The organism is Acinetobacter sp. TR3, from assembly GCF_027105055.1.
Lineage (GTDB): Bacteria > Pseudomonadota > Gammaproteobacteria > Pseudomonadales > Moraxellaceae > Acinetobacter.
The window spans coordinates 241707-265194 of record NZ_CP114264.1 but is presented as its reverse complement, the minus strand read 5'-3'; the positions used below and the strand labels follow the sequence as shown (position 1 = coordinate 265194).

The window sequence follows — 23488 nt, the reverse complement described above, 5'->3', positions numbered from 1 at the left end:
ATTACTTAGAAACGTTGTTTACGTCAACGATCAAACCAGGACCCATAGTTGAGCTCAAAGTGATCTTCTTAACGTATACACCTTTAGACGTTGCAGGTTTTAAACGTTTTAAATCTGCAATTAAAGTTTCAACGTTTTGACGCACAGCTTCTTCGCTAAAGCCAAGTTGACCGATTGCAGCATGGATGATACCACCCTTGTCTACACGGTAACGTGCCTGACCAGATTTAGCATTTTTAACTGCATTAGCAACATCTGGAGTCACTGTACCCACTTTAGGGTTTGGCATTAAGCCACGTGGACCAAGAATTGTACCTAACTTACCAACAACGCGCATTGCATCAGGAGCAGCAATTACGACGTCAAAATCAAGGTTTCCACCTTGAATGCTTTCAGCAAGATCATCAAATCCAACAACATCAGCACCAGCAGCTTTCGCAGCTTCAGCAGCAGCACCTTGAGCAAATACTGCAACACGTACAGTTTTACCAGTACCCGCAGGTAAAGTCGTCGCACCACGAACAACCTGATCAGATTTACGTGGATCAACACCAAGGTTTACAGAGATGTCTAATGATTCTTTGAACTTCGCAGCTGGAAGGCTGTTAAGAACTTGTACTGCTTCTTCCAAAGTATAAACTTTGTTTGCTTCTACAGCAGCAGCAATGGCTTTTTGACGTTTAGTTAACTTTGCCATGTCTTATAGCTCCACTTCCAAGCCCATAGAACGTGCAGAACCAGCAATGGTACGCACACGAGCGTCTAAATCAGCACCAGTTAAATCTGGTTCTTTAGTAGTCGCAATTTCTTCTAATTGAGCACGAGTCAACTTACCAACTTTAGTTTTGTTAGGTACAGAAGAACCCTTTTGAATACCAGCAGCTTTCTTAAGAAGAATAGATGCAGGTGGAGTTTTCATGATGAATGTGAACGACTTATCGTTGTACACAGTGATCACGACAGGAATTGGCAAGCCAACTTCAAGTTTTTGTGTAGCAGCATTGAATTCTTTACAGAATGCCATGATGTTTACACCACGTTGACCTAAAGCAGGACCAATTGGTGGAGATGGATTTGCTTTACCAGCTGGAACTTGCAGCTTGATATAGCCGTCAATCTTCTTAGCCATTGAAAATTACCTCTGGGTACAGTCGCCGCTAGGCTCCCCAAAAAATTAAACAACACCGAAGTGTTAGAACAACAATGCCCGATCAAATCGGGCGCTTACCAACCAACTCAAATTAAATCGTTTTTTCGACTTGTCGAAATTCGAGTTCAACTTGCGTTGGTCGATTAAATACATTAATCGTCAACGTTAAACGTGACTTTTCGTATTGCACTTCCTCCACGACCCCTTTAAAGTCAGTGAACGGACCATCAACTACGAGTAATTCTTCACCAGGCTCAAACATTGTCTTAGGACGAGGTGCTTCACCTGTATTACGTACACGTGCAAGAATTGCATCAGCTTCACGTTGAGAAATTGGCGCTGGTTTTTCTGGTGTACCACCAATAAAACCTAGAACCTTTGGACACTCTTTAACGATGTGCCAAGTATCATCATTCATTTCCATTTCGACTAATACATAGCCAGGAAAGAATTTACGCTCAGACTTACGCTTCTTACCATCCTTCATTTCCACTACTTCTTCAGTAGGAACAAGGACTTCACCAAAACTATCAGCAACAGTGCTGCGCTGGATTCGGTCATTAAGTGAACGCATCACTTGTTTTTCAAAACCTGAATAGGCATGAATAATATACCAACGTTTCATCGCACTCTTACCCGATAATTAACTTAATAAACCAACCTAACCCGTAATCGAAACACCATAAAACCAATGATGCAACAACCACAACCAAAAGCACCTGCCACGATGTCGTGATCGTCTCTTGTTTTGTTGGCCAAGTCACTCGACGCAGTTCAATTCGCGCATCTTGCAACAAACGCACAAAGCCTTTGCCTTGATGGGTGGCGTATAATAAACCTAAAGCGACGACGACACAAGCCAAAATTACCCCAACGCGCACCCAAATATCATTTGCAGGTGCCCAATAGGCTGGTAAATGTTGATTTACCAATGCTGAACCAACTAACAAAACAATTGCAATTAACCACAAGACAATATCAAGCGGAGAACTTGCATTTATAACTTCTGCAGCATTATTTCTTTGAGGGATTGGCGCGTCGCTTAATGCGTCACGCGATTTATCATTCGACATTTTTTTACTCGTCGTAGAATTCGCGAATTATTATATGACAACTTAGCCAGAATTAAGCTTTTTTATTTAAAAAAAGTGGCAGGCCAGGAGGGACTCGAACCCCCAACATTCGGTTTTGGAGACCGACGCTCTACCAATTGAACTACTAGCCTATGAAGCAAATCGAAAGCCGAAGCTTCCGATTTGAATGTATACAATATTGGGCTTATGCAGTTACTTTAGCAACAACACCAGCACCTACAGTACGACCACCTTCACGGATCGCAAAACGTAGACCTGGGTCCATTGCGATCGGGTGGATTAACTCTACTGACATTTCAACGTTGTCACCAGGCATTACCATTTCTACGCCTTCTTGTAACTTGATTGCGCCAGTTACGTCAGTTGTACGGAAGTAGAACTGTGGACGGTAACCGTTAAGGAATGGAGTATGACGACCACCTTCTTCTTTAGAAAGCACGTATACTTCTGCATCGAATTTAGTGTGCGGCTTGATTGTACCTGGTTTAGCAAGTACTTGACCACGTTGTACGTCTTCACGCTTAGTACCACGTAGAAGAACACCACAGTTCTCGCCCGCACGACCTTCGTCAAGAAGTTTACGGAACATTTCTACGCCAGTTACAGTCGTTACAACTGTGTCACGGATACCAACGATTTCAACTGTTTCGCCAACTTTAACGATACCAGACTCAACACGACCTGTTACAACAGTACCACGGCCAGAAATAGAGAATACGTCTTCGATTGGCATTAAGAATGCTTTGTCGATTGCACGTTCTGGTTCTGGGATGTAAGAGTCAAGCGCTTCAACAAGTGCAAGAACTGATGCTTCACCGTAAGGACCGTCATTACCGTTTAATGCTTGAAGCGCTGAACCACGGATGATTGGAGTGTCATCACCAGGGAAGTCATAAGTAGAAAGAAGTTCACGAACTTCCATTTCTACTAATTCAAGTAATTCTTCATCATCAACAAGGTCACACTTGTTAAGGAATACAAGAATAAATGGTACACCAACCTGACGTGAAAGAAGGATGTGTTCACGAGTTTGTGGCATTGGACCATCAGTCGCAGCACATACAAGGATCGCGCCATCCATCTGAGCAGCACCAGTAATCATGTTTTTAACATAATCGGCGTGACCAGGACAGTCTACGTGAGCGTAGTGACGGATTGGAGAATCGTATTCTACGTGTGAAGTATTAATTGTAATACCACGTGCTTTTTCTTCAGGAGCTGAGTCGATTTGTGAGTAATCTTTCGCTTCACCGCCGTAAGTTTTTGCACAAATAGTTGCAATCGCAGCAGTTAAAGTTGTTTTACCATGGTCAACGTGACCAATTGTACCCACGTTTACGTGTGGTTTATTACGTTCAAACTTAGCCTTAGCCATTTGATTTTCCTCGTTTACGTCGACACCAGTTTAGAGAAAAACAACCCTGAAAAACTTTCTTTATCGACATTCGCCTAAAAAACTAGACACCCAATACTTGAAAAGCAGACTATAATAGCCTGCTTCTTTAAAAATTTTGTAGAAATTCTACTAAGCTGTATATCTGGAGCTCTTATCGAGATTTGAACTCGAGACCTCTCCCTTACCAAGGGAGTGCTCTACCACTGAGCTATAAGAGCGACATCTTCGATGGAGCGGGAGACGAGGATCGAACTCGCGACATGCAGCTTGGAAGGCTGCCACTCTACCAACTGAGTTACTCCCGCATGTTGGTACTTACCACTTCAATCGAAGTTAGATGGTGGTGAGAGAAGGATTCGAACCTTCGAAACTTTCGTAGCAGAGTTACAGTCTGCCCCCTTTGGCCGCTCGGGAATCTCACCATATCACACTTACACAGTGCTGTTCCTTACTCTATACTACCACACTTTTAAGATGGTGCCGGCACACGGATTCGAACTGTGGACCTACTGATTACAAGTCAGTTGCTCTACCAACTGAGCTATGCCGGCTCTTTCTTAGTGTTTCGTACGTTTCGTATCGGAACGGTGTGCAGTTTAGCAAAACTCTGAATCGATGCAAGTGGTTTTTTCAAAAAAACCGTTAAAAACTCATAAAATCAATCCGTTTGATGATAATTCAACCGCTTTGATCACTGCGCGAGCTTTTATTTGGGTTTCATTCCACTCTGATTCAGGATTTGAGTCTGCAACTAAGCCTGCCCCAGCCTGTACATAGACCTTTTTATCACGAATCACACAGGTACGAATCGCAATCGACATGTCCATTTCACCATGCCAGCCTAAATAACCTACAGCACCACCAAATACACCTCGCTTAACTGGCTCTACTTCATCAATAATTTCCATAGCACGGATTTTTGGTGCACCTGAAAGTGTTCCAGCAGGAAAGGTTGCTTTAAACACATCTAAGGCATCCACATCATCACGTACTTCACCCTGCACATTAGACACGATATGCATAACATGAGAATAACGCTCAATCACCATACGATCAGTCACTTGTACTTTACCAATTTTAGAAACTCGCCCAACATCGTTACGCCCAAGATCAATCAGCATTAAATGTTCAGCAATCTCTTTTTCATCTGCGAGTAAATCTTGCTCCAAGGCAAGATCTTCTTCCTTAGTTTTACCACGTGGTCGTGTTCCAGCCAAAGGACGTACTGTTGCAATACCATTTTCTAAGCGTGAAAGAATTTCTGGCGAAGAACCCACAATATGAAATGGCTTTTGATCCGTCAGGGTTTGTCCTTGCACTAGAAACAAATACGGCGATGGATTGAGATGGCGCAATGCACGATAAACTTGTAAAGCCTCACCATCAAAGTCAGATACCATACGTTGACCAGGCACAACCTGCATCACATCGCCTGCACGGATATACTCTTTTACTTTCTCAACGGTTTCTAAAAACTTTTCTTTACCCGTAATGGATTCGAAATATGGTGCAGTATGAGGTTTCGCTTGTAAGCTGACAGGCGTAGCGAGCAACTGCTCAAGTTGATCCAGCTTCTGCTGAGCCTTATTATAGGCATCAGGCTCACTCGAATCTGCATGATGAATTAAAAACAAAGTATCCTTTAAATTATCAAACACAATCACGGTTTGAGACAACATTAACCAAAGATCTGGCAAGGTCACAGGATCAGCTGAGGGAACGTTTTTAAGTTTTGGTTCAATATAACGTACCGCGTCATACCCCAGATACCCAACCAAGCCACCAGTAAAACTTGGTAACTCAGGCAATTCAGCTTGAGTTGGTACTTTAAATTGACTTTGAAAATCGCGGATATATTGAAACGGATCAGCACAGTCTTGCTGACGAAGCGAACCATCAGCTTGCTGAATGGTTAATACACCTGCATTACAGGAAAAAACAATCGATTCCCCTAAACCAATCATTGAATAGCGCGCCCAATTCTCGCCCCCTTCGACGGACTCAAAGAGATAAGCTTGTTTTTGTTCTTTAAAACGTGCAAAAACAGAAAGTGGGGTTTCTGTATCGGCTAAACGTTGGCGATACACAGGAATAGTGTTATAGCCTGCTGATTTTAATTGCTCAAATTGTACTAAGGTCGTCATGAATCTTCTCTATGGTTTTAATTTCTGCGCGTTTTTTCTGTAGTGCCTTTTCAAGCCCGCCATCGAAAAACCATAACAAACTTCATGCTTGTCTCCTGACTAAATCATCTTCTATCAATTCTGCCAAACTATCGACCACTTGCTGTGGCTGACAGTCATAGATACTTTCCCCATGATTATAGCCATAGCTGACCACAATACAATCAATACCTGCACGTCTGGCGGCTTCCACATCATTACTTGAATCACCAATCATCAAAGTTTGTGAGGCTATAATATTTTGCTGCTGCATACAGTGTAGTAAAGGCAATGGATGGGGTTTACGTTCAGCTAAACTATCACCACCAACCACCATCTTAAAATATGGACTTAACTGCAAAATATTGAGGATACCTTGCGCTAAATGCTCTGGTTTATTAGTTACGCAAGCCATCGTAATATTATGCTCTTGGCAGTAATCCAAAAATGGTAAAACACCTTCATACACTTTGGTGTTTACACATAATTCTTGTTCATAAATCTCAACGAAAGTATCAAGCAACTGCTTCTGCTGCTGGGCATCAATCTGCCCAAACAAATGCTCCAAAACAGTCTCACATAGTTTAGCCGCACCCTTGCCTACCCAAGCTCGAATTTGCACCTCTGTTACGAATGGTAATGCCAGCTTTTCCAAACTTAGATTCATTGCTCGATATAAATCAGCTGCCGAATCCACAAGTGTCCCATCCAGATCAAATAAAATTAAATTTCGTTGTTGTAACTGAGCAACAGACATAGATTTCGACTCAAGAAATAAAAAGGCACGCCCATGTGAGCATGCCTTGATTGTAGAAGCTTAATATAATTATTTAAAGAATAACCAAGCAATCACAGCTAAAATGATGAGCACAACAATTGAAATTAAACCAATCGATGCATTTTTTTGCTGTTCAATTTCTTGTTGGACACGAGAAATAGGTTCTTCAATCGCGATCGGTTGCTGTTCAGCAGCAGCCTGAACATCAATACCTTCAGGAATTGGTGCCGGTTTTGGAATGCCAACCTGTTGCGGCATACCATCTCGATTAATCGAAGTTTCCGAAGCTCGCTCTGCAAGCGTTGGCATGCCCGCATCGTGCTTCGTTGCCGTTACTGGCTCAACTTCAATTTCTGGTAGCTCTGTAAGTGTTGGCACAATTGCCAAAACTAAAAATACAAAACTCGCGAATTGTAAAATATCGCCATCATTTAAAGCAGCTTCTTGTTCAACACGGGTATCATTAATAAACGTACCGTTTGAAGAATTTAAATCTTGCACCCACAACTGCTCTCCTTTGAGTAGCAGTGCTGCGTGACGACGCGAAATATCCGCAGATTGCAATAAAATATCTGCATCCTGATGTCGCCCCACCAACATATCACGCTCAACACTAATCTCTTGCCCTGTAAATTCACCTGTAATGGCTTGTAATTTCCAAGTCATAGATGTTTATCCTTATCATAATTTCTTTCAATCATAACATTGTGACATAAGCGCTTCTGTGCATCTACTGTGAAGACGCAGGACGAATCGTCGTGGTTGTCACTGTATTTTTACTGCGTTCAGTTGCTTTGGCTGGAAGCTGCACCGTTTTTCTTTGTATTTGAGGCTCGACCACAACGACAGGCTTTGTGATAACCACAGCCTCTTTTTGCGTTGTTGTTGGAACTTTTTGGTATGGTGAGCTACTTACAGCAGGTTGTGGGCGATAAATATCCGCAACATTTTCAGGTAATTTTGCAAAATTACCATTTTTATCCATAGACAATTGGAGGCTGTATAGCTGGTTGTAACGTTGTTGAGATATACGTTGCACATCCTCAGCATCACCCACTATGGTTGGATGGATAAATACAAGTAAATTACGTTTTTGATTGCCACGACTATCTGAACGGAACAAACGACCAAGATAAGGAATATCCCCAAGAACAGGCAAACTTTGACGACTAACATCAGTCTGATCGGTAACCAAGCCACCTAACACGACAGTTTGCCCATGATCTGCGAGGACTGAAGTTTTAATCGCTCGTTTACTTGTCACCAAATCAGTAGCCTGACCCTTACTATTTTCAACGTTTGAAACTTCTTGCTCCACTTCAAGTCGAACAGAACCACCTTCACCAATATGAGGGATCACCTTTAAAGTAACACCCACATCTTTACGTTCAACGGTTGTGTAAGGATTCACCGTACTGTTTCCATTCGTCGCAACCGAGCCGGTCACAAATGGAACATTCTGCCCCACTACGATATACGCTTCTTCATTATCCATTGTCACGATAGATGGTGTAGACAATAAATTTGATTTTTTATTTTCTTTTAGCGCTTGAATGAGAGCACCATACAATTTACGCGAGCCATTCGCACCTTCCTTGTATTCACCCAAGATAATGGATGAACCTGTACCAAGTGCGGAACCAACACCAGCCGCCCCACCTGTTAAATAACCTGCTGCGAGCTTAGAAATACTAGAGCCAACATTCGAAAAGTTAATTAATCCAACGCCGCTATTGAGATCACCTAATGCCCATTGCACACCAAGTTGATCAGCATCACTACCTACAATTTCAATAATAGCAGCCTCGATCAAGACTTGCTGACGTCGAGTATCTAACTGCTGAATGGCTGCCTCAATTTCACGCATCAATTGCGGATCAGCTTTAACAACCAAAGCATTTTGAGTGCTATCTGCAATAATACTCACACCAGCACTATTAAAGCTTGTAACACCACTATTTTGGCTATTATTACTGTTATTGTTAAGATTAATTGACGGTGTGGAAATTGAAGAGGTTGAAGTTCCCGTCGATGAACCCGAATTTTGATTATTTGAAACTAGATTGCTAATTGAGTTTGATTTACTAGCACTAGAATTTGATGAGGACGAAACTGACTGCCCTGTGACTAAACCTTGTAGAATTTCAGCTAAGTTCTTGGCACTCGCATATTTCAAACGGAATACTTTCAAACCACCCAAGCGATCTGCCGATGGAACATCGAGCATTTCAATCATCTGGCGTAAACGTTTGCGTGAATCAGGATCACCCTTAATTAAAATACGATTGGTTCGATTATCTGCAATAATTCGCACACGCGAACCAATAAAATCTTTAGAGGCACCTGTTGCACTCATGGTTTCGAGCAAACCAATAACTTCTTCAGCCTGACTTGATTGTAAACTGATCGCTTCAATATCATTTTGCCCTGTACCATCCAAATTACGGATAATATTTTCAAGTTGATAAATATTCGTGGCACGATCTGAAACAATCAAAGCATTGGTGCCAGCAACAGCAGCCAAATGTGCAAATTGCGGCATCAATGGTCGTAACGCAGGAATCAAATCATTTGGATTCGTATTTTGTAACCAAATGACGCGAGTAACAATTTGATCACCACCTGCACGACTTCGTGCATCGTAAGGAATCCCTGAGTTTTTAGCATTGCTATCGGGGACTAACTTGACCGTATTACCTGATGGAAGTGCAACTACACCATTAACATTCAATACACCTAAAAATAGGTCATACACCTCATCTTTATTGAGAGGTTTATTGGAAATAACAGTAACGTTCCCGCGCACACGAGGATCAACTGCAAAGTTCTTACCCGTAATATCAGCGACTTCATTAATAAATGCCGTTAAATCCGCATCACGTAGATTAATCTTCCATGTTTGTGCTTGCACATTGGTACTGATGGTCGCAACCAAAGGTGCGGCAGCAAGTAGTGCCCAAAGTGGACGTTGATGATTCAAGAAAGCCATAACCTGCACTTATTCCTAACTAATGTGATGACGTGTTATCACTAAAAACTTTGTTGTATGGTCATCACTTGATCACCACGTTTTATTTCTATTTTGGCATGTCCTTCACGACGTACTTGCTCTAATAATTGCACTTCGCTAAGACCCTGCCCGACTGTCTGACCGTTGATCGATAGAATACGATCACCAGACCGCAAACCCAAGGTATTTTTTAAATTCGTTGGTGTTCGATCTGAGATTTCGTAACCGTCTGAACCACCACTCACTCCCATATTTTTTAAATACTGCTCACGATTTTCCTGCATTTGTTGGATCGCTTGTCCTAGTGCAGATTGCGATGAGTTTTGAGCAGGCGCAGGTGTTTGAGGTGTTGCAGCTTGAGGGTTTAATACAGGGGTAATTGGCTGGTATAAACCATTATCTAAACCCTTAAATTTAACTTCTCGTGTTGCACCATTACCCTGCTTCAGAATGACATGGTCCCAATACACTTCCGCCAGTTGATAGGAAGTTGAACCGATGGTTTCACCAACACGATAACGTTCAGCAGTATCGTTTAACTTAATAACCGCCGATGACAAATAGCTTGGATAACCCAACAGTACGCCCTGCAACTCCACATTGACATTATCTTGTGCTGTCGTGGCAGCAGGTTCATTAAATAGTGCAAAAGAACTAATATTAGGAACTTGCGCCTGTTGTGAACCTAATGCAACACGATCAAACTGCATCGGCTGAGGTGGAGCCACCACCCACCAAAATAAAGAAGCTAACTTCCAGCACAACCATAAAATTAGTAAGGCTAGGATAAAAGCACTTGTTTTATCGAATTGCTGCCAACGAAACTGTTGTAGTTTTTGTGCTATTGTTTTCATTAAAAACCACCTTGCAACAATGGTTGGCGAGAACTAATCACATAAGTGTCGAGTCCCGCTTTACCTTGATAAGATGGTACATTTAATAACATCCGCTGTGTCAATTGAACATCGAGCATAAGATTCGGGTCTAAACTTAGATTCGCCATTTTCTGACTTTGCTGATCCCGAACATCTATTTGCAATTGTCCATTTTCATCTTTCATTTCTGCAGTTAATGAAGGCATATTCATACGATCTTGGCGTTGACCAAAGGTATAATTCAACTCACCACCACCCCAGTGCAATTTACCTTGAGTTGAAGTAAAGCCTTTTTCTTTTTGATAATTAAATTGTACATCTTTAAGTTGAATTGAATTCTCAGGCCACTGCCAATTGGCAAAATACTTTAAAGTCTCTGGTGCAATTTCACCTTGCAAATCTTTGATCAAAATCTTTTGACCTAAACCGTAACCAAAAATGCCATTAAATTGGGTATTCCCGCTGTGAATATCGAGATTTGCACCAAGACGCAACATTAATAAATCTAAAGGACGGGTTTTCCAATGCACAGAACCACGTAACTGACCTTTTTGCCAATCCGCTTGTCCCTGCCAAATATTGCCGCTAACATTATGTAAGATTTGATTATCTTTAGAAAATTTCGCAATTAACCATGTTGCTGGAATTTGTAAAATAATAAAAATTAAAAATGCAAAAATGGCAAAAACCCACCACTTCCATTGTTTGGTATTTTTCTTCATTCCACCCTTACCAAATGCAAAATATCATCCTTTTAGAGACACTCGCCCCTGAATGACATTATGCATACTTTTTCAACATCGCCAATTCTCTCATATAAAAAAACCAAGCTTTTTAAGCTTGGCTTTAATGAAGCATAGAATCATCGTATGACAAAACGATGACGACTAAAACTTGTTTAGATTAGAAAATCTTCAAGTTTTGCGCCTTTTTCTAATTCAGCAACTAACCAACGTGGCTGTTTACCACGACCAGTCCAAGTTTCTTCTGTATTATTTTTATTACGGTAGCGTGGTTCTACTGCTTTGCGCGTTGTTTTCTTACGCTTTTGCTCACCTAACTCTAATAATTCTTCAACGCTAAAACCAACGGCTTCAGCAATCGCAATAATTTGATTATAAGCATCTTCAATTGCTTGATCTTTTTTACTTAAAATTAAAGCTTCTGCTTCTACCTGTAAACGTTTTAAATCTTCCACAGATAAATCACTAATATCTGGTTTCATGAGAACCACTCCAACTCAAAAAGAAATATATCACTCAAAATAAAAAATGAATTCAAAGATTCAATTCTATATTAATTTATATACAATTAAATAATCAATATTAAATTAGTCAAATTAATCACAATATAACCATAAATCATCTTATATTTACAATAAAACAAAAAATATCAGCATTATTTGATCAATCAGGCTCTATTTAATTTCAATTCGATTATAAAAAACAGTTCTTACCAAATCTTATCAATATTAATTTTTTCTTAATTTTTGATGGTTTTATGACAATAAGTTTCATATAAAAAGCTTATCTTATTTTTAAATCAATCCTTAAATAAGCAAGCCAATTATATAAAACCAAGCCTTTAATGAATCAATATAGACATAATAGTCTTTATAAAAATTATTTTAATGCAAGATTATTTCCAACACTTTGTTCAATAGCAATAATATTTTGTTTAATCAATTCAGGAATAGCTTGTTTATTGGACGTTAATTTATCAAGACAAACCATCACCGCCTCTCCTGTTGCAACGATTTGGTTTTGTGTTTCACTCCATAAACTATAATGCATTCGAAAAGCACTATTTCTGAGCTCTTCAATACGTGCACCAATATGCAGCAAATCAGGATAAAATACTGGCTTTAAATATTTACATTGACTAGAGGCTACCACCGTCACTATATCTTGATCAAAAATATTTAATGCCATTAAATAAGCAATTCGTGCACTTTCAATATAACGATAATACTGCACATTATTTACATGCCCAAAAGCATCCATATCTCCCCAAGCAATTGTTTGTCGATATACAACAGGGTAGACAGACAGTTCTTTCATATTCCACTCATATCTTAAAGTTTAAAAAATTAACATCATTTTCAAAGATTAAATTCAACTGTCTGATTAAATCCAGATTATCTCCAAGCGTTGATTTAATCCGCAAATAGCTCATTAATATATTATCAGGATATAAAGTTAATAATTGCTCAGCTTCTTCTGAACGTTGAGTTGCAACATAAATATGCCATTTTGCAAAGGTCAACATTGGAACACTCGTGTAACGCTGTTCTAGCTGAATAATACGTTGCTCAACATAGCTATAATCGGGAATTTGCTTCAGTAGTTGCTGTTGGAACCAAAGATAAAAAACCTCTGGATCGAAATTTTCTTGCAATAAATGCAATGCAAGATCCTCATGCTGCAATCCCATTTCTGGCATACGTGCTAATAATTTCAACCACAAAACCTTACTACTATATGGTCGTGCTTGAATTTCATTCTCTAGAGCAATATATCGCTGTTGCAGTGCAGCTAAGTCATCCACAGATGCTTGATCAAACTGTATGAGTAATTGTTGCAACCAAAGATCGCGATGTTCTGCACTTAATAAACCATGCTGAATTGATTGTAAAAATAACCAAGGCTGTTGTAAGGCAAGTTTGCCCCACAAAACAGTAATACGTTGTTGGTAAGCAGTTTCAATCTCAGCCAACCAAGGTGAAAGTTGATGCTGTGCAAGGAATTCTAAATGGGTTAATGCTTTTTCTGTTTCATGTTGTTCTAAGAAAATATCGATCCGCTGTAGTTCTGCAAGCTCAAAGGCCATCGGTGCTGATTTCTCTAGTTTCTGCAAAGCGAGTTGATAGTCACCATTTTTATAATCAAATTGCGCATCAACAATATTACTCAGTAAGCCTGATTGAGTAAAAACACGCTCAATAAATTCTTGCTGTTCTTTTGCCGCATCAAGCAGCCAGACTATACCGAGCTGTTCATATGGATGTAGATCTTTAAATTGTAAAATATTTTCTTTCTTACGCTGTTCTCGCGCAAAATATCTGCGACTCACAAACCATAACAACTGTGCAAATAAACTAATCACAATAAAAAGTGCGATTAAGCCCCATAAACTGCTTTGGAACTGCCAATCGCGCCAGTAAATATACACATAGCCATTACCGTAGCCATAGCTCAGCATGGCAAACATAGCAAAAAATAATAGGCTTACAAGTAAATAAATGAGCACCAATTGTTTCATAATTACATTACCCCAGTAAACCAAGGGTCATTAATTTAGGTGTCGGAATAACTGAAAGATTTAACAGCTTTTCTAATTTTTGCTTGATCGTTTGACTGTTTTGATCAGGTAATATTGATAATAATCGAATTACCTCTTGAACGGATTTGCGATACTCAGATGCCTGCCCTTGATGTAAAGCCTGCGAAGCAAGCAGTAACCGTAACTGGGCTTCCTTTAAAATGAGATGACGATTGATTAAATCAGGCTGTGTACGTTGCACCTTTTCAAATTTGAACCAAGACCACCATGAAGAAGCTTCAGCTTTTTGCATTTTAATAGTTGGGTTATGCACTTCTTGTAAAAGCTTTTGATCCAACTGCTGCAATAAAGTATCAATCTGTTGCTGCTGTTGGGTTTGGATAAGCACATAATGTTGAATAGCTTGTTTATCCTGTTCGATCGCTTTCATCAGACTATGCTGTAAAGCAGGAGAAACCGTATATTGAACAATATGCTGCTGTACTTGATTTAATTGATCAATCGCATAAATGAACTGTTGTTGATCTATTGCGAATTGAACTAACTCTAATTGCTGTTTGATTAATATAACAGGAGCAACACCCGTGACCATACTGGGTAAGCTCGAAGCTTCTGAAGGGTCAGATAAATGAGCATCTTGCAATTGTCGCTGCACAGCGACAAATTGATCATTCAGCAAAGAATAACGTTGCTGCTGCTGTGTAAGCTGTTGCTGGAGTTGAGGAACGATCTGAGAATATTGTGCTACGTCATAACTAAGTTTGGCTAACCATAATAAACTTAGTAATAAAATCAGGTAAACAATCTTTCTCATATACGCCCTTGCCAAGCACCGATACGTTGAATAATCTCTGATGTAGATAAATTATCAAGCTGAATAATGTTAATCTCTTGATGTGTTTGCAATCGTGCATTTTTGAGTAGCTGCGCTAAACGTTCACCTAGCGCCAAATATATCCATTTCACATCTATATTATTTTGACCACAAAGCTGCTGCCAATTATTCCAACTCGCCTCACTACTAATCAACACCATAACAGGTTGACTTGGCATTATTTTTTTTAAAATTTTTGGAAAAAGCGTAACACTTTGTATTGGGCATTGGCGACGATAAAGAACAAAATTAAGAATCTCGACACCTTGCTGTTGCAACCGTTGCATCATAAACTGCCGCCCCCCAAGACCACGCCAAAAAGCAACTTTATCCAAATGCACGTGTTGATTTAATATCGGGAGATCTAGCATACCTTCTGAATTTTCAACCTCGGGGATGTGACTGTCTACATTAAATTTTGCGAGTGCTTGGGCCGTTGCTTGCCCCACTGCGATCCATTGCACATGCTTGAGTTGATCTAAGGATATCTTTTGTTGTTGTAAATATTGCATACCGACATCAACGGCGGTCGGGCTGACCACAACAATAACTTGCACCTGCTCAAGTTGCTGATACAGTTCACGTAAATTCAACGAAAAAGGTTCAGCAACAAGTTCCAATAATGGCAGATTGATAACCTGATGACCCACTTCCAACAATGCTTGCGTTAAGTTCACAGCACGGTCTTCAGGGCGCGTATTAATAAAAAGCATTAATAAAGCGCTTTTAACAATTCACCTGCACCTTGCTCCAATAAGCATTGTGCAAGTTGTTCACCTAATTGTTCAGCATCTTCTGAAGTTCCAACCAATTGTTGTTTTAGTAAGATTTTCCCATCAACACTTCCCACACGACCTTCTATGCTGAGCTGATCATTGGCTAAAGTTGCATATCCTGCGATTGGAACTTGACAACCACCTTCTAGATAGGCATTAAACGCACGTTCTGCACGCACACAAATTGAGGTTTCTTCATGCTGTAATGGTTGGATAATTTTTAATAATTCCACATCATCTGCACGGCACTCTAAGCCCAATGCACCCTGACCAACAGCAGGTAAACTTAAAACAGGCGCTAAACAATGACGAATTCGATCCGCTAAACCTAAACGCTTTAGACCTGCACTGGCTAAAATAATGGCATCATATAGACCATCATCAAGTTTTGATAAACGTGTCCCCACATTGCCACGTAAGTCAATAATCTCTAAATCAGGACGTATTTGTAAAATCTGGCATTTGCGACGCAAACTAGATGTACCTACTTTGGCACCTTGAGGTAACTCATCAAAACTTTGGTAATGATTCGAAACAAAGGCATCAAGTGGGTCTTCTCGCTCACAAGTGACAGCGAGCGTTAAACCTTCTGGTAAGTGCATTGGCACGTCTTTCATTGAATGGACCGCCAAATCAGCGCGACCATCTAACAAAGCAGCTTCCAGTTCTTTAACGAATAATCCCTTACCACCAATTTTTGCCAAAGGTGTATCTAGAATTTTATCACCCTGCGTCACAAACTTAAGCAACTCAACCGTTAAATCTGGATAAAGCACGTTTAAACGGGAGCGAATATGCTCCGCCTGCCAAAGTGCAAGTGGGCTTTGTCGAGTCGCAATTTTTAAGGTTTTCATAAATTCAAGTTAAGCATGGATCAAAACAATTGTTTCAAACTTAACTTGCTCACCTAAAATTGCAAGCAAAAACTGATTTTTCATCTGACTTAAGCTCAATATTTTATAATTGATGCATACATTCTCTTAAGCTTGGTAAATGACGGCGACTCACAGATAAGCGCTCATCCAACTCACGCAATCTAACCTGATACTGACCCGCCGCAATCAGTTCCAATCCTTCTAAATAATCAAGAGAAACTAAAGCATTACGATGAATTCGAATGAAACGATCTGAAAACTCAGATTCTAGATCTTTCAAAGTTTCATCAATTAATACACTGCCATTCCGATGACGAACAGTGACGTATTTCTGATCTGCTAGAAAATAGTAAATATTCTCGATTGGAATAAGTTCGACCCCGCGATAAGTTTTCGCAGCAATTTGATGGCGTTGAGTTTTAGTATCGTACATATCGTCTTGTTGTTGTAAACCAGTCATTTGTGCTTGTGTAAGTTGCGTCAGACTATTGAACACCTGTTGTAAATCTTGTTGTGCAATAGGCTTGAGCAAATATCCCTGTGCTTGAAACTTAAACGCTTCCAATGCGTGTTGATCATATGCTGTACAAAAAATAATAGCTGGACGAGGGTGAAGATGACTGATCTGCTCAGCGCACTCCAATCCGTTCATTCCAGGCATTTGAATATCTAATAGAACAACATCGGGCGAATCATTTTCTATATGGTTTAACACATCCTGCCCATGATGCGCCGTCGCAATCACTTCATGACCCATTTGGGTCACTAAACGTGACAAACGCTCTACTGCGAGAGGTTCATCATCAGCAATCAGAACTTTCATCCTCTCCTCCTTGTCACCGTTAACTTCATCCGTCATTTTTATGGTTAACTTAACTTATTATTTTACTCGATAGTGATAACTTACCACCGTGGTATATAACGATACTCCCCCATAAACCTGAAACTTCACTGTCTGTCCGTAATAGGCTTTTAGACGTTGCTTCACATTTTCTATTGCAATACCATTCCCTTGTCTCGATTTTATTGTATCGTGAGAATAAGGGTTAGTAATGACTATACTGACTTGATTTTGCAATATTTCAACCAATACACTAATGGTTGAGGGTTGCAAAACTTTTTCTACCCCATGAAAAATACTATTCTCTAGCAAAGGTTGCAATGTTAATAATGGGATTGTGACCCGTTTTAATTCTATAGGTGTTGCTTGTATATTCCATTCTACCTGTAAACGGTCACCTAAGCGCATCTTTTCTATACTTAAATATTGCTGGCATAAATCAATTTCTTCAGCCAAATTAACCAACTTTAGCTCTTGGAAACTGGCTCGAAATAAACGTGACAGACTAATCAACATGTTTTCTGCTTTGTCAGGATCAATTGAAATCAAACTCACGACACTATTTAAACTATTAAACAAGAAATGAGGATGAATACGTGCTTGCATGGCTTGAATCCGCGCATTCAGCTCACTATATTGCTGATTCATCCATTGCTCTCGCATATAGAGATAACGCAAACAGAAAGCACCAAGCAAGATGCCATACCCCAAATGCAGACTTACACCTTGAAATAAGATATCTTCAGAAAACTCATTGGTTGATGAACCCCAATATTGAATTATATTAATGACACAAGTCGTAAGTAAAACAATAAGTTGAAGAAAAATAAAACCTAAAATTAACGCCATTTTCTGACTAAATTTGGCAAAAAACTCTTGAAAATAGTCAACAAAAGCAGAAAACGATAAAATTATCCAGTTAATAAAAAGCATGTATTGAAAAACTCGGATACTTTCCACTGCTTGCCAAGAACGGGCTTCTGCAAGTGCGAGTACCATTGCCAAAACATTACTTGCTACAATTAATTCCAATAAGTGTTGCGATTGCCTTATTTTCGTAAAAAAATAGGACCCTGCTGGACTCATTTGACGTGTTTTCGATAACTTCTTGCGTCGAATTTCAGCAACTACGTTTGGATTTGCTATACTCTTTTTTATTTTACTGAGCCGCCATGACCACATCTTCTCAATCCTCTTCTTCAGCAAGCCCTAATCAAACCTCTGGAATGTGGGGCGGTCGCTTCTCTGAAGCAACAGATGCATTTGTTGCAGAATTTACCGCATCTGTGCAATTTGACCAACGTTTTTATAAACAAGATATTGCAGGTTCGATTGCACATGCAACCATGCTTGCTAAAGTTGGTGTACTGACTGAAGCTGAACGTGATGATATTATCCAAGGTTTGAATACAATCAAAGCCGAAATCGAAGCGGGTAATTTCGAATGGCGTATTGATTTAGAAGATGTACACATGAATATTGAGTCTCGCTTGACTCAACGTATCGGCATCACAGGTAAAAAATTACATACAGGCCGCAGCCGTAATGACCAAGTTGCAACTGACATCCGTTTATATTTACGTGATGAAATTGATGACATTTTAGGTTTATTACTACGCCTACAAAAAGGCCTACTCAGTCTGGCAAGTCAAAATACGCATACGATTATGCCAGGTTTTACTCATTTACAAACAGCTCAGCCAGTAACATTTGGTCATCACCTATTGGCTTGGTTTGAGATGTTGGTTCGTGATACTGAACGCCTTCAAGATTGTCGCAAGCGTGTTAATCGCATGCCACTCGGTTCAGCAGCCTTAGCAGGAACAACCTACCCGATTGATCGCGCATATACAGCAGAATTATTGGGTTTTGAAGCAGTTTCTGAAAACTCACTTGATGCTGTTTCCGATCGTGACTTTGCCATTGAATTTAACGCTGCTGCATCATTAATCATGATGCATTTATCACGCATGTCTGAAGAACTGATTTTATGGACTTCGGCACAATTCAAATTTGTGAACATCCCAGACCGTTTCTGCACAGGCTCCTCAATTATGCCGCAGAAGAAAAATCCAGATGTACCTGAACTTGTGCGTGGTAAATCAGGTCGCGTGTTTGGTGATTTGATTAGTTTATTGACCCTAATGAAAGGTCAACCATTGGCATATAACAAAGATAACCAAGAAGATAAAGAACCTTTATTTGATGCAATTGATACCGTTCGTGGTTGCTTAATGGCTTTTGCAGACATGGTGCCTGCACTCGTTCCAAACATTGAAATTATGCGTGAAGCAGCACTTCGTGGTTTCTCTACAGCAACTGACCTTGCTGATTACCTTGTGAAGAAAGGTGTTGCTTTCCGTGATGCACATGAAATTGTAGGTAAAGCAGTTGCGCTTGGTGTGGCTGAAGAAAAAGATTTATCTGAATTGACACTGGAACAGCTTCAACAATTCTCTGATTTGATCGAAGCAGATGTATTTGATAAAGCCTTAACTTTAGAAGCTTCTGTAAATGCGCGTGATCATATCGGCGGGACATCACCAAAACAAGTTGAAGCAGCTATTACTCGTGCACACACTCGCCTAGAACAGTTGTACGCTTAAGGATAAATCATGACTAGACAAGTATTTTGCCGCAAATATAAACAAGAGCTTGACGGTTTAGACTTTGCGCCATTCCCAGGTGCAAAAGGTCAAGAGTTCTTTGAAACCGTTTCAAAACAGGCTTGGCAAGAATGGTTAAAACACCAAACCACGCTTATTAATGAAAAACGACTCAATGTATTCGAACCCGATGCGAAGAAGTTTCTTGAAGAGCAACGTGAGAAGTTCTTCAACAATGACGAAAGTGTTGAAAAAGCAGAAGGTTGGACGGAACAAAAGTAAATCATTTCAACTAACACTACTGAATAAAAGAGAGCTGAATATAGCTCTCTTTTTACGTGACATTTACATAAGCAATAAAGGATTACAGAGTATACACAGTTGTCTACATGACAGATCGACACTCTCCGCTTATATTGAATAACAGAAACACAAAGAGATAGTTAGATGTCTCAGGCAACACATGATATTTCTCTCCCAGACTTTCCCCCGAAGTCTGGGATTTTTTTATTTGTATGATATAAATTTATATTCGCGATTATATTGGGACAATACATTGCCTCATCAACATTGTTCAAATTACGCCTATCCTACAATAAAAATATCTTAGGATTTTGAGAAGTTATTGGATGACTACTCTTGAAATTTACCTAATGATTACTTCATTTCCGATGACTTTATGCAACGTATCGGGATAAAAAAAGCTGCTCATTATGTAGCAGCTTTAAATCTTTATTTGGTGATTATTTTTGATTCACTTTTTGTTCAATTTCTTCAATACTGGTATGACGTACATCCATACCTTTTGCCATATAAATCACTTGCTCTGAAATATTACGGGCATGATCGCCAATTCGCTCTAACGAACGTAGCACCCACATTACATTAATCACACGTGAAATATGGCGTGGATCTTCAATCATATAGGTCATTAAAGTGCGCGTTGCCGACTGATATTCACGATCAATGTCTACATCCGCCATCACCACTTTTAAAGCCTGATCAACATCTAAACGCGCGAAAGCATCCAAAGCATCGTGAATCATCACTCGTACTTGGTTACCAATATGGCGTGTTTCCATATAACCGCGTGGTGACTGACCTTCTTCACATAAATTCTGAGCAATGCGAGCAATCTTTGCTGCCTCATCACCGATACGCTCTAAATCGGTATTGGCTTTACTCATGGCGATTACCATACGTAAATCAATTGCAGCTGGATGACGACGAGCTAAAATTAAAGTTAAGCCTTCATCAATATCACGCTCATATTGATTAACAACGTTATCTTTAAATTGCACATCAATCGCCAAATTTTCATCCGTGTCTAATAAAGCATGAATTGCATTCGCAACCTGTTGCTCTACCAAACCACCCATGGTCATAAATTTAGTATGTACATCTTGTAAGTCTTCATTAAATTGTGAAGAAATATGGTGACTTAAGACAGGATTGCTTGGACTCACAGTATGCCTCCACTAGACACATGGGAAAATGATTGGTGATTAAAACACAGCAATGATGAAACTTTTATGACAATAACACAGCTGAGTCAAAAGTCGATTGGTGTGAATTGATAAAACAAAAATCTAAAAATCTGTTAGTCTAAATATATAGCTTGACGGAGCGCAGTTAATTAACTGCTGAGATTATCTTAATCGCAAGATTTAAAGATGAGTACCGTTGAACCTGATCAGGTTAACACCTGCGTAGGAATCAAGCCCAACAAAAGCCTCGCCTTTATTTATCAAAGAGATAAATTCGCTATCGTTTTTGCTCGTGCTTGATTCGTTAATGTAATACATAAGGATCATGCCATGAACCAATTAACGAATCTTCCCTCTGCTGATATTTCCGCTCAACATGAGCAAGATGCTAAAGATTTAACCCGTATTTTACCTGCTTCACGCAAAGTTTATGTTGAAGGTTCTCGCCCCGATATCCAAGTTCCATTTCGTGAAATTAGCTTGACAGAAACACCGACAGGTTTAGGGGGTGAATACAACCCACCTGTTATGGTTTATGACACATCAGGTGTTTATACCGATCCTGATGTACAAATTGATTTAAATCAAGGTTTACCTTCTGTCCGCCAAACTTGGATTGAAGAACGTGATGATACCGATGTACTCTCAAGTTTAAGTTCTGATTTTGGTCAAGCCCGCTTAAAAGATATTCGTACGGCTGACATTCGTTTTGCTCATATTCAAAACCCTCGTCGAGCTAAGGCAGGGAAAAATGTTACGCAAATGCATTATGCGAAACAGGGCATAATTACGCCTGAAATGGAATATATTGCAATTCGTGAAAATCAACGCCAAGGTGACGGCGTAGACATGCGTCAGCATGCAGGACAAAACTTTGGTGCTCAGAATTTAAGAGAAATCACACCTGAATTTGTGCGTCAAGAAGTTGCCGCAGGTCGTGCGATTATTCCTGCCAACATTAATCATCCTGAAATTGAACCAATGATTATTGGTCGTAATTTCTTGGTTAAAATTAATGCCAATATTGGTAACTCTGCACTTGGTTCTTCAATTGATGAAGAAGTCGCTAAGATGACATGGGCAACCCGTTGGGGCGCTGACACCATCATGGACTTATCAACAGGTAAAAATATCCATGAAACCCGTGAATGGATTATCCGTAACTCGCCTGTACCAATTGGTACTGTGCCTATTTACCAAGCTTTGGAAAAAGTAGATGGCGTTGCCGAAGATCTCACTTGGGAAATCTTTAAAGACACTTTGATTGAGCAAGCTGAACAAGGCGTTGATTATTTCACCATTCATGCAGGTGTATTACTACGCTATGTCCCAATGACCGCAAACCGCTTAACAGGAATCGTATCTCGCGGCGGTTCAATCATGGCGCAGTGGTGTCTTGCGCATCATCAAGAAAACTTCTTGTATACGCATTTCGATGAAATCTGTGAAATCATGAAAGCCTATGACATTTCATTTAGCTTAGGTGATGGTTTACGTCCGGGTTGTATTCAAGATGCCAATGATGAGGCTCAATTTAGCGAGCTTAAAACCTTAGGTGAACTCACACATCGTGCTTGGGAACATGATGTACAGGTCATGATTGAAGGTCCCGGTCATGTGCCTATGCATATGATTAAAGAAAATATGGATCTACAACTTGAAGTATGTAAAGAAGCACCATTCTACACACTTGGCCCACTCACCACGGATATCGCACCAGGTTATGATCATATTACTTCTGCAATTGGTGCTGCAATGATTGGATGGTATGGCACAGCAATGCTCTGTTATGTCACACCGAAAGAGCACTTAGGTTTACCAAATAAGAAAGATGTTAAGGATGGCATTATCACTTATAAGATTGCAGCACATGCAGCAGACTTAGCCAAAGGTCATCCGGGTGCTCAAGTTCGTGATAATGCATTGTCGAAAGCACGTTTCGAATTCCGATGGGATGACCAGTTCAACCTCAGCTTAGACCCTGATACAGCACGTAGCATGCACGATGAGACTTTACCCAAAGAAGCACACAAATCTGCACATTTCTGTTCTATGTGCGGACCAAAATTTTGCTCGATGAAAATCACGCAGAATGTGCGGGATTATGCCCAAAATCAGCACAATGCCAAACAATCAAATGATGCTGAAACAGATGTTGAAGCAGGTCTCAATGCGATGAAAACCGCTTATCAGGAACATGGTCAAAAACTGTACCACAAACTGTAAATCGACTAAAAAAAGATTTGCCCACGAATCATTCTCGGTTAGGATGAGATATGTAC

At 39.9% G+C, this 23488-nt stretch carries 23 protein-coding genes, 5 tRNA genes and 1 riboswitch; of the genes, 3 read left to right on the top strand and 25 right to left on the bottom strand.

Annotation, left to right across the window (positions count from 1 at the left end; translation table 11 throughout):
- Position 1 precedes the first annotated feature (1 nt).
- From rplA to O1449_RS01190, 24 genes are all read right to left on the bottom strand, one after another.
- Positions 2 to 697 (bottom strand): 50S ribosomal protein L1, encoded by a 696-nt coding sequence (gene rplA / locus O1449_RS01305; RefSeq protein WP_269229020.1) that lies wholly within the window; start codon positions 695 to 697, stop codon positions 2 to 4.
- A 3-nt stretch (positions 698 to 700) separates the two neighbouring features.
- A complete protein-coding gene (gene rplK / locus O1449_RS01300) occupies positions 701 to 1129 on the bottom strand; it encodes a 50S ribosomal protein L11 (protein WP_004637639.1) in 429 nt (142 codons plus the stop codon).
- Between the two features lie 112 nt (positions 1130 to 1241).
- Complete coding sequence (gene nusG, locus O1449_RS01295; RefSeq protein ID WP_004659359.1) at positions 1242 to 1775, bottom strand: transcription termination/antitermination protein NusG; 534 nt, start codon at positions 1773 to 1775, stop codon at positions 1242 to 1244.
- A 7-nt stretch (positions 1776 to 1782) separates the two neighbouring features.
- On the bottom strand, positions 1783 to 2223 hold the full coding sequence (secE, locus tag O1449_RS01290) for a preprotein translocase subunit SecE (RefSeq protein ID WP_004659360.1): 441 nt from the start codon (positions 2221 to 2223) through the stop codon (positions 1783 to 1785).
- A gap of 76 nt (positions 2224 to 2299) precedes the next feature.
- Positions 2300 to 2375 (bottom strand) — tRNA-Trp (locus O1449_RS01285).
- A gap of 53 nt (positions 2376 to 2428) precedes the next feature.
- Entirely contained in the window at positions 2429 to 3619 is a 1191-nt protein-coding gene (gene tuf, locus O1449_RS01280; RefSeq protein WP_269229021.1) for an elongation factor Tu, read from the bottom strand.
- Positions 3620 to 3783: 164 nt separating this feature from the next.
- Positions 3784 to 3858 (bottom strand) — tRNA-Thr (locus O1449_RS01275).
- 11 nt (positions 3859 to 3869) lie between these two features.
- Positions 3870 to 3945, bottom strand: a tRNA-Gly gene (locus O1449_RS01270).
- A 33-nt stretch (positions 3946 to 3978) separates the two neighbouring features.
- Positions 3979 to 4062: transfer RNA gene (locus tag O1449_RS01265), tRNA-Tyr, on the bottom strand.
- A 53-nt stretch (positions 4063 to 4115) separates the two neighbouring features.
- A tRNA-Thr gene (locus O1449_RS01260) sits at positions 4116 to 4191 on the bottom strand.
- Positions 4192 to 4290: 99 nt separating this feature from the next.
- Positions 4291 to 5784: an anthranilate synthase component I gene (gene trpE, locus O1449_RS01255; protein WP_269238939.1), complete on the bottom strand. Its 1494-nt coding sequence runs from the start codon at positions 5782 to 5784 to the stop codon at positions 4291 to 4293.
- 82 nt (positions 5785 to 5866) lie between these two features.
- Positions 5867 to 6559, bottom strand: a complete 693-nt coding sequence (locus O1449_RS01250) for a phosphoglycolate phosphatase (protein WP_269238938.1) — start codon at positions 6557 to 6559, stop codon at positions 5867 to 5869.
- Between the two features lie 69 nt (positions 6560 to 6628).
- Complete coding sequence (locus O1449_RS01245; RefSeq protein WP_269229024.1) at positions 6629 to 7246, bottom strand: FHA domain-containing protein; 618 nt, start codon at positions 7244 to 7246, stop codon at positions 6629 to 6631.
- A gap of 64 nt (positions 7247 to 7310) precedes the next feature.
- Entirely contained in the window at positions 7311 to 9569 is a 2259-nt protein-coding gene (gspD, locus tag O1449_RS01240; RefSeq protein ID WP_269238937.1) for a type II secretion system secretin GspD, read from the bottom strand.
- A 41-nt stretch (positions 9570 to 9610) separates the two neighbouring features.
- On the bottom strand, positions 9611 to 10444 hold the full coding sequence (locus O1449_RS01235) for a type II secretion system protein N (RefSeq protein ID WP_269229026.1): 834 nt from the start codon (positions 10442 to 10444) through the stop codon (positions 9611 to 9613).
- The gene (gene gspN / locus O1449_RS01230; RefSeq protein ID WP_241306802.1) at positions 10444 to 11187 is read right to left on the bottom strand and encodes a type II secretion system protein N; all 744 of its coding nucleotides are present in this window, start codon (positions 11185 to 11187) and stop codon (positions 10444 to 10446) included. Before gspN ends, O1449_RS01235 begins: the two co-directional genes overlap by 1 nt.
- A gap of 176 nt (positions 11188 to 11363) precedes the next feature.
- Positions 11364 to 11690, bottom strand: a complete 327-nt coding sequence (locus tag O1449_RS01225) for an H-NS histone family protein (protein WP_018679168.1) — start codon at positions 11688 to 11690, stop codon at positions 11364 to 11366.
- Between the two features lie 397 nt (positions 11691 to 12087).
- A complete protein-coding gene (locus O1449_RS01220) occupies positions 12088 to 12525 on the bottom strand; it encodes an acyl-CoA thioesterase (RefSeq protein WP_269229027.1) in 438 nt (145 codons plus the stop codon).
- A 7-nt stretch (positions 12526 to 12532) separates the two neighbouring features.
- A complete protein-coding gene (locus O1449_RS01215; RefSeq protein WP_269229028.1) occupies positions 12533 to 13726 on the bottom strand; it encodes a heme biosynthesis protein HemY in 1194 nt (397 codons plus the stop codon).
- Between the two features lie 7 nt (positions 13727 to 13733).
- Complete coding sequence (locus O1449_RS01210) at positions 13734 to 14561, bottom strand: hypothetical protein (protein ID WP_269238936.1); 828 nt, start codon at positions 14559 to 14561, stop codon at positions 13734 to 13736.
- Positions 14558 to 15334, bottom strand: a complete 777-nt coding sequence (locus O1449_RS01205) for a uroporphyrinogen-III synthase (RefSeq protein WP_269238935.1) — start codon at positions 15332 to 15334, stop codon at positions 14558 to 14560. The genes O1449_RS01210 and O1449_RS01205 overlap by 4 nt, the downstream gene beginning before the upstream one ends.
- Positions 15334 to 16251 (bottom strand): hydroxymethylbilane synthase, encoded by a 918-nt coding sequence (gene hemC / locus O1449_RS01200; RefSeq protein WP_269238934.1) that lies wholly within the window; start codon positions 16249 to 16251, stop codon positions 15334 to 15336. Before hemC ends, O1449_RS01205 begins: the two co-directional genes overlap by 1 nt.
- A 103-nt stretch (positions 16252 to 16354) precedes the next feature.
- Complete coding sequence (locus tag O1449_RS01195; RefSeq protein WP_269229032.1) at positions 16355 to 17095, bottom strand: LytR/AlgR family response regulator transcription factor; 741 nt, start codon at positions 17093 to 17095, stop codon at positions 16355 to 16357.
- A 57-nt stretch (positions 17096 to 17152) separates the two neighbouring features.
- A complete protein-coding gene (locus tag O1449_RS01190) occupies positions 17153 to 18295 on the bottom strand; it encodes a sensor histidine kinase (RefSeq protein ID WP_269229033.1) in 1143 nt (380 codons plus the stop codon).
- Between O1449_RS01190 and argH the strand changes: the two genes are divergently transcribed.
- Both argH and O1449_RS01180 read left to right on the top strand, forming a co-directional pair.
- A complete protein-coding gene (gene argH / locus O1449_RS01185) occupies positions 18286 to 19719 on the top strand; it encodes an argininosuccinate lyase (RefSeq protein ID WP_269229034.1) in 1434 nt (477 codons plus the stop codon). The genes O1449_RS01190 and argH overlap by 10 nt on opposite strands.
- A 9-nt stretch (positions 19720 to 19728) precedes the next feature.
- A complete protein-coding gene (locus O1449_RS01180) occupies positions 19729 to 20001 on the top strand; it encodes an oxidative damage protection protein (RefSeq protein ID WP_004659388.1) in 273 nt (90 codons plus the stop codon).
- A 461-nt stretch (positions 20002 to 20462) separates the two neighbouring features.
- Here O1449_RS01180 and phoU read toward each other — a convergent pair whose 3' ends face one another.
- Positions 20463 to 21185: a phosphate signaling complex protein PhoU gene (gene phoU, locus O1449_RS01175; protein ID WP_269229035.1), complete on the bottom strand. Its 723-nt coding sequence runs from the start codon at positions 21183 to 21185 to the stop codon at positions 20463 to 20465.
- Positions 21186 to 21331: 146 nt separating this feature from the next.
- A riboswitch (TPP riboswitch) is annotated at positions 21332 to 21452 on the top strand.
- Positions 21453 to 21536: 84 nt separating this feature from the next.
- Between phoU and thiC the strand changes: the two genes are divergently transcribed.
- Positions 21537 to 23432 (top strand): phosphomethylpyrimidine synthase ThiC, encoded by a 1896-nt coding sequence (gene thiC / locus O1449_RS01170; RefSeq protein ID WP_269238933.1) that lies wholly within the window; start codon positions 21537 to 21539, stop codon positions 23430 to 23432.
- Positions 23433 to 23488: the final 56 nt, after the last annotated feature.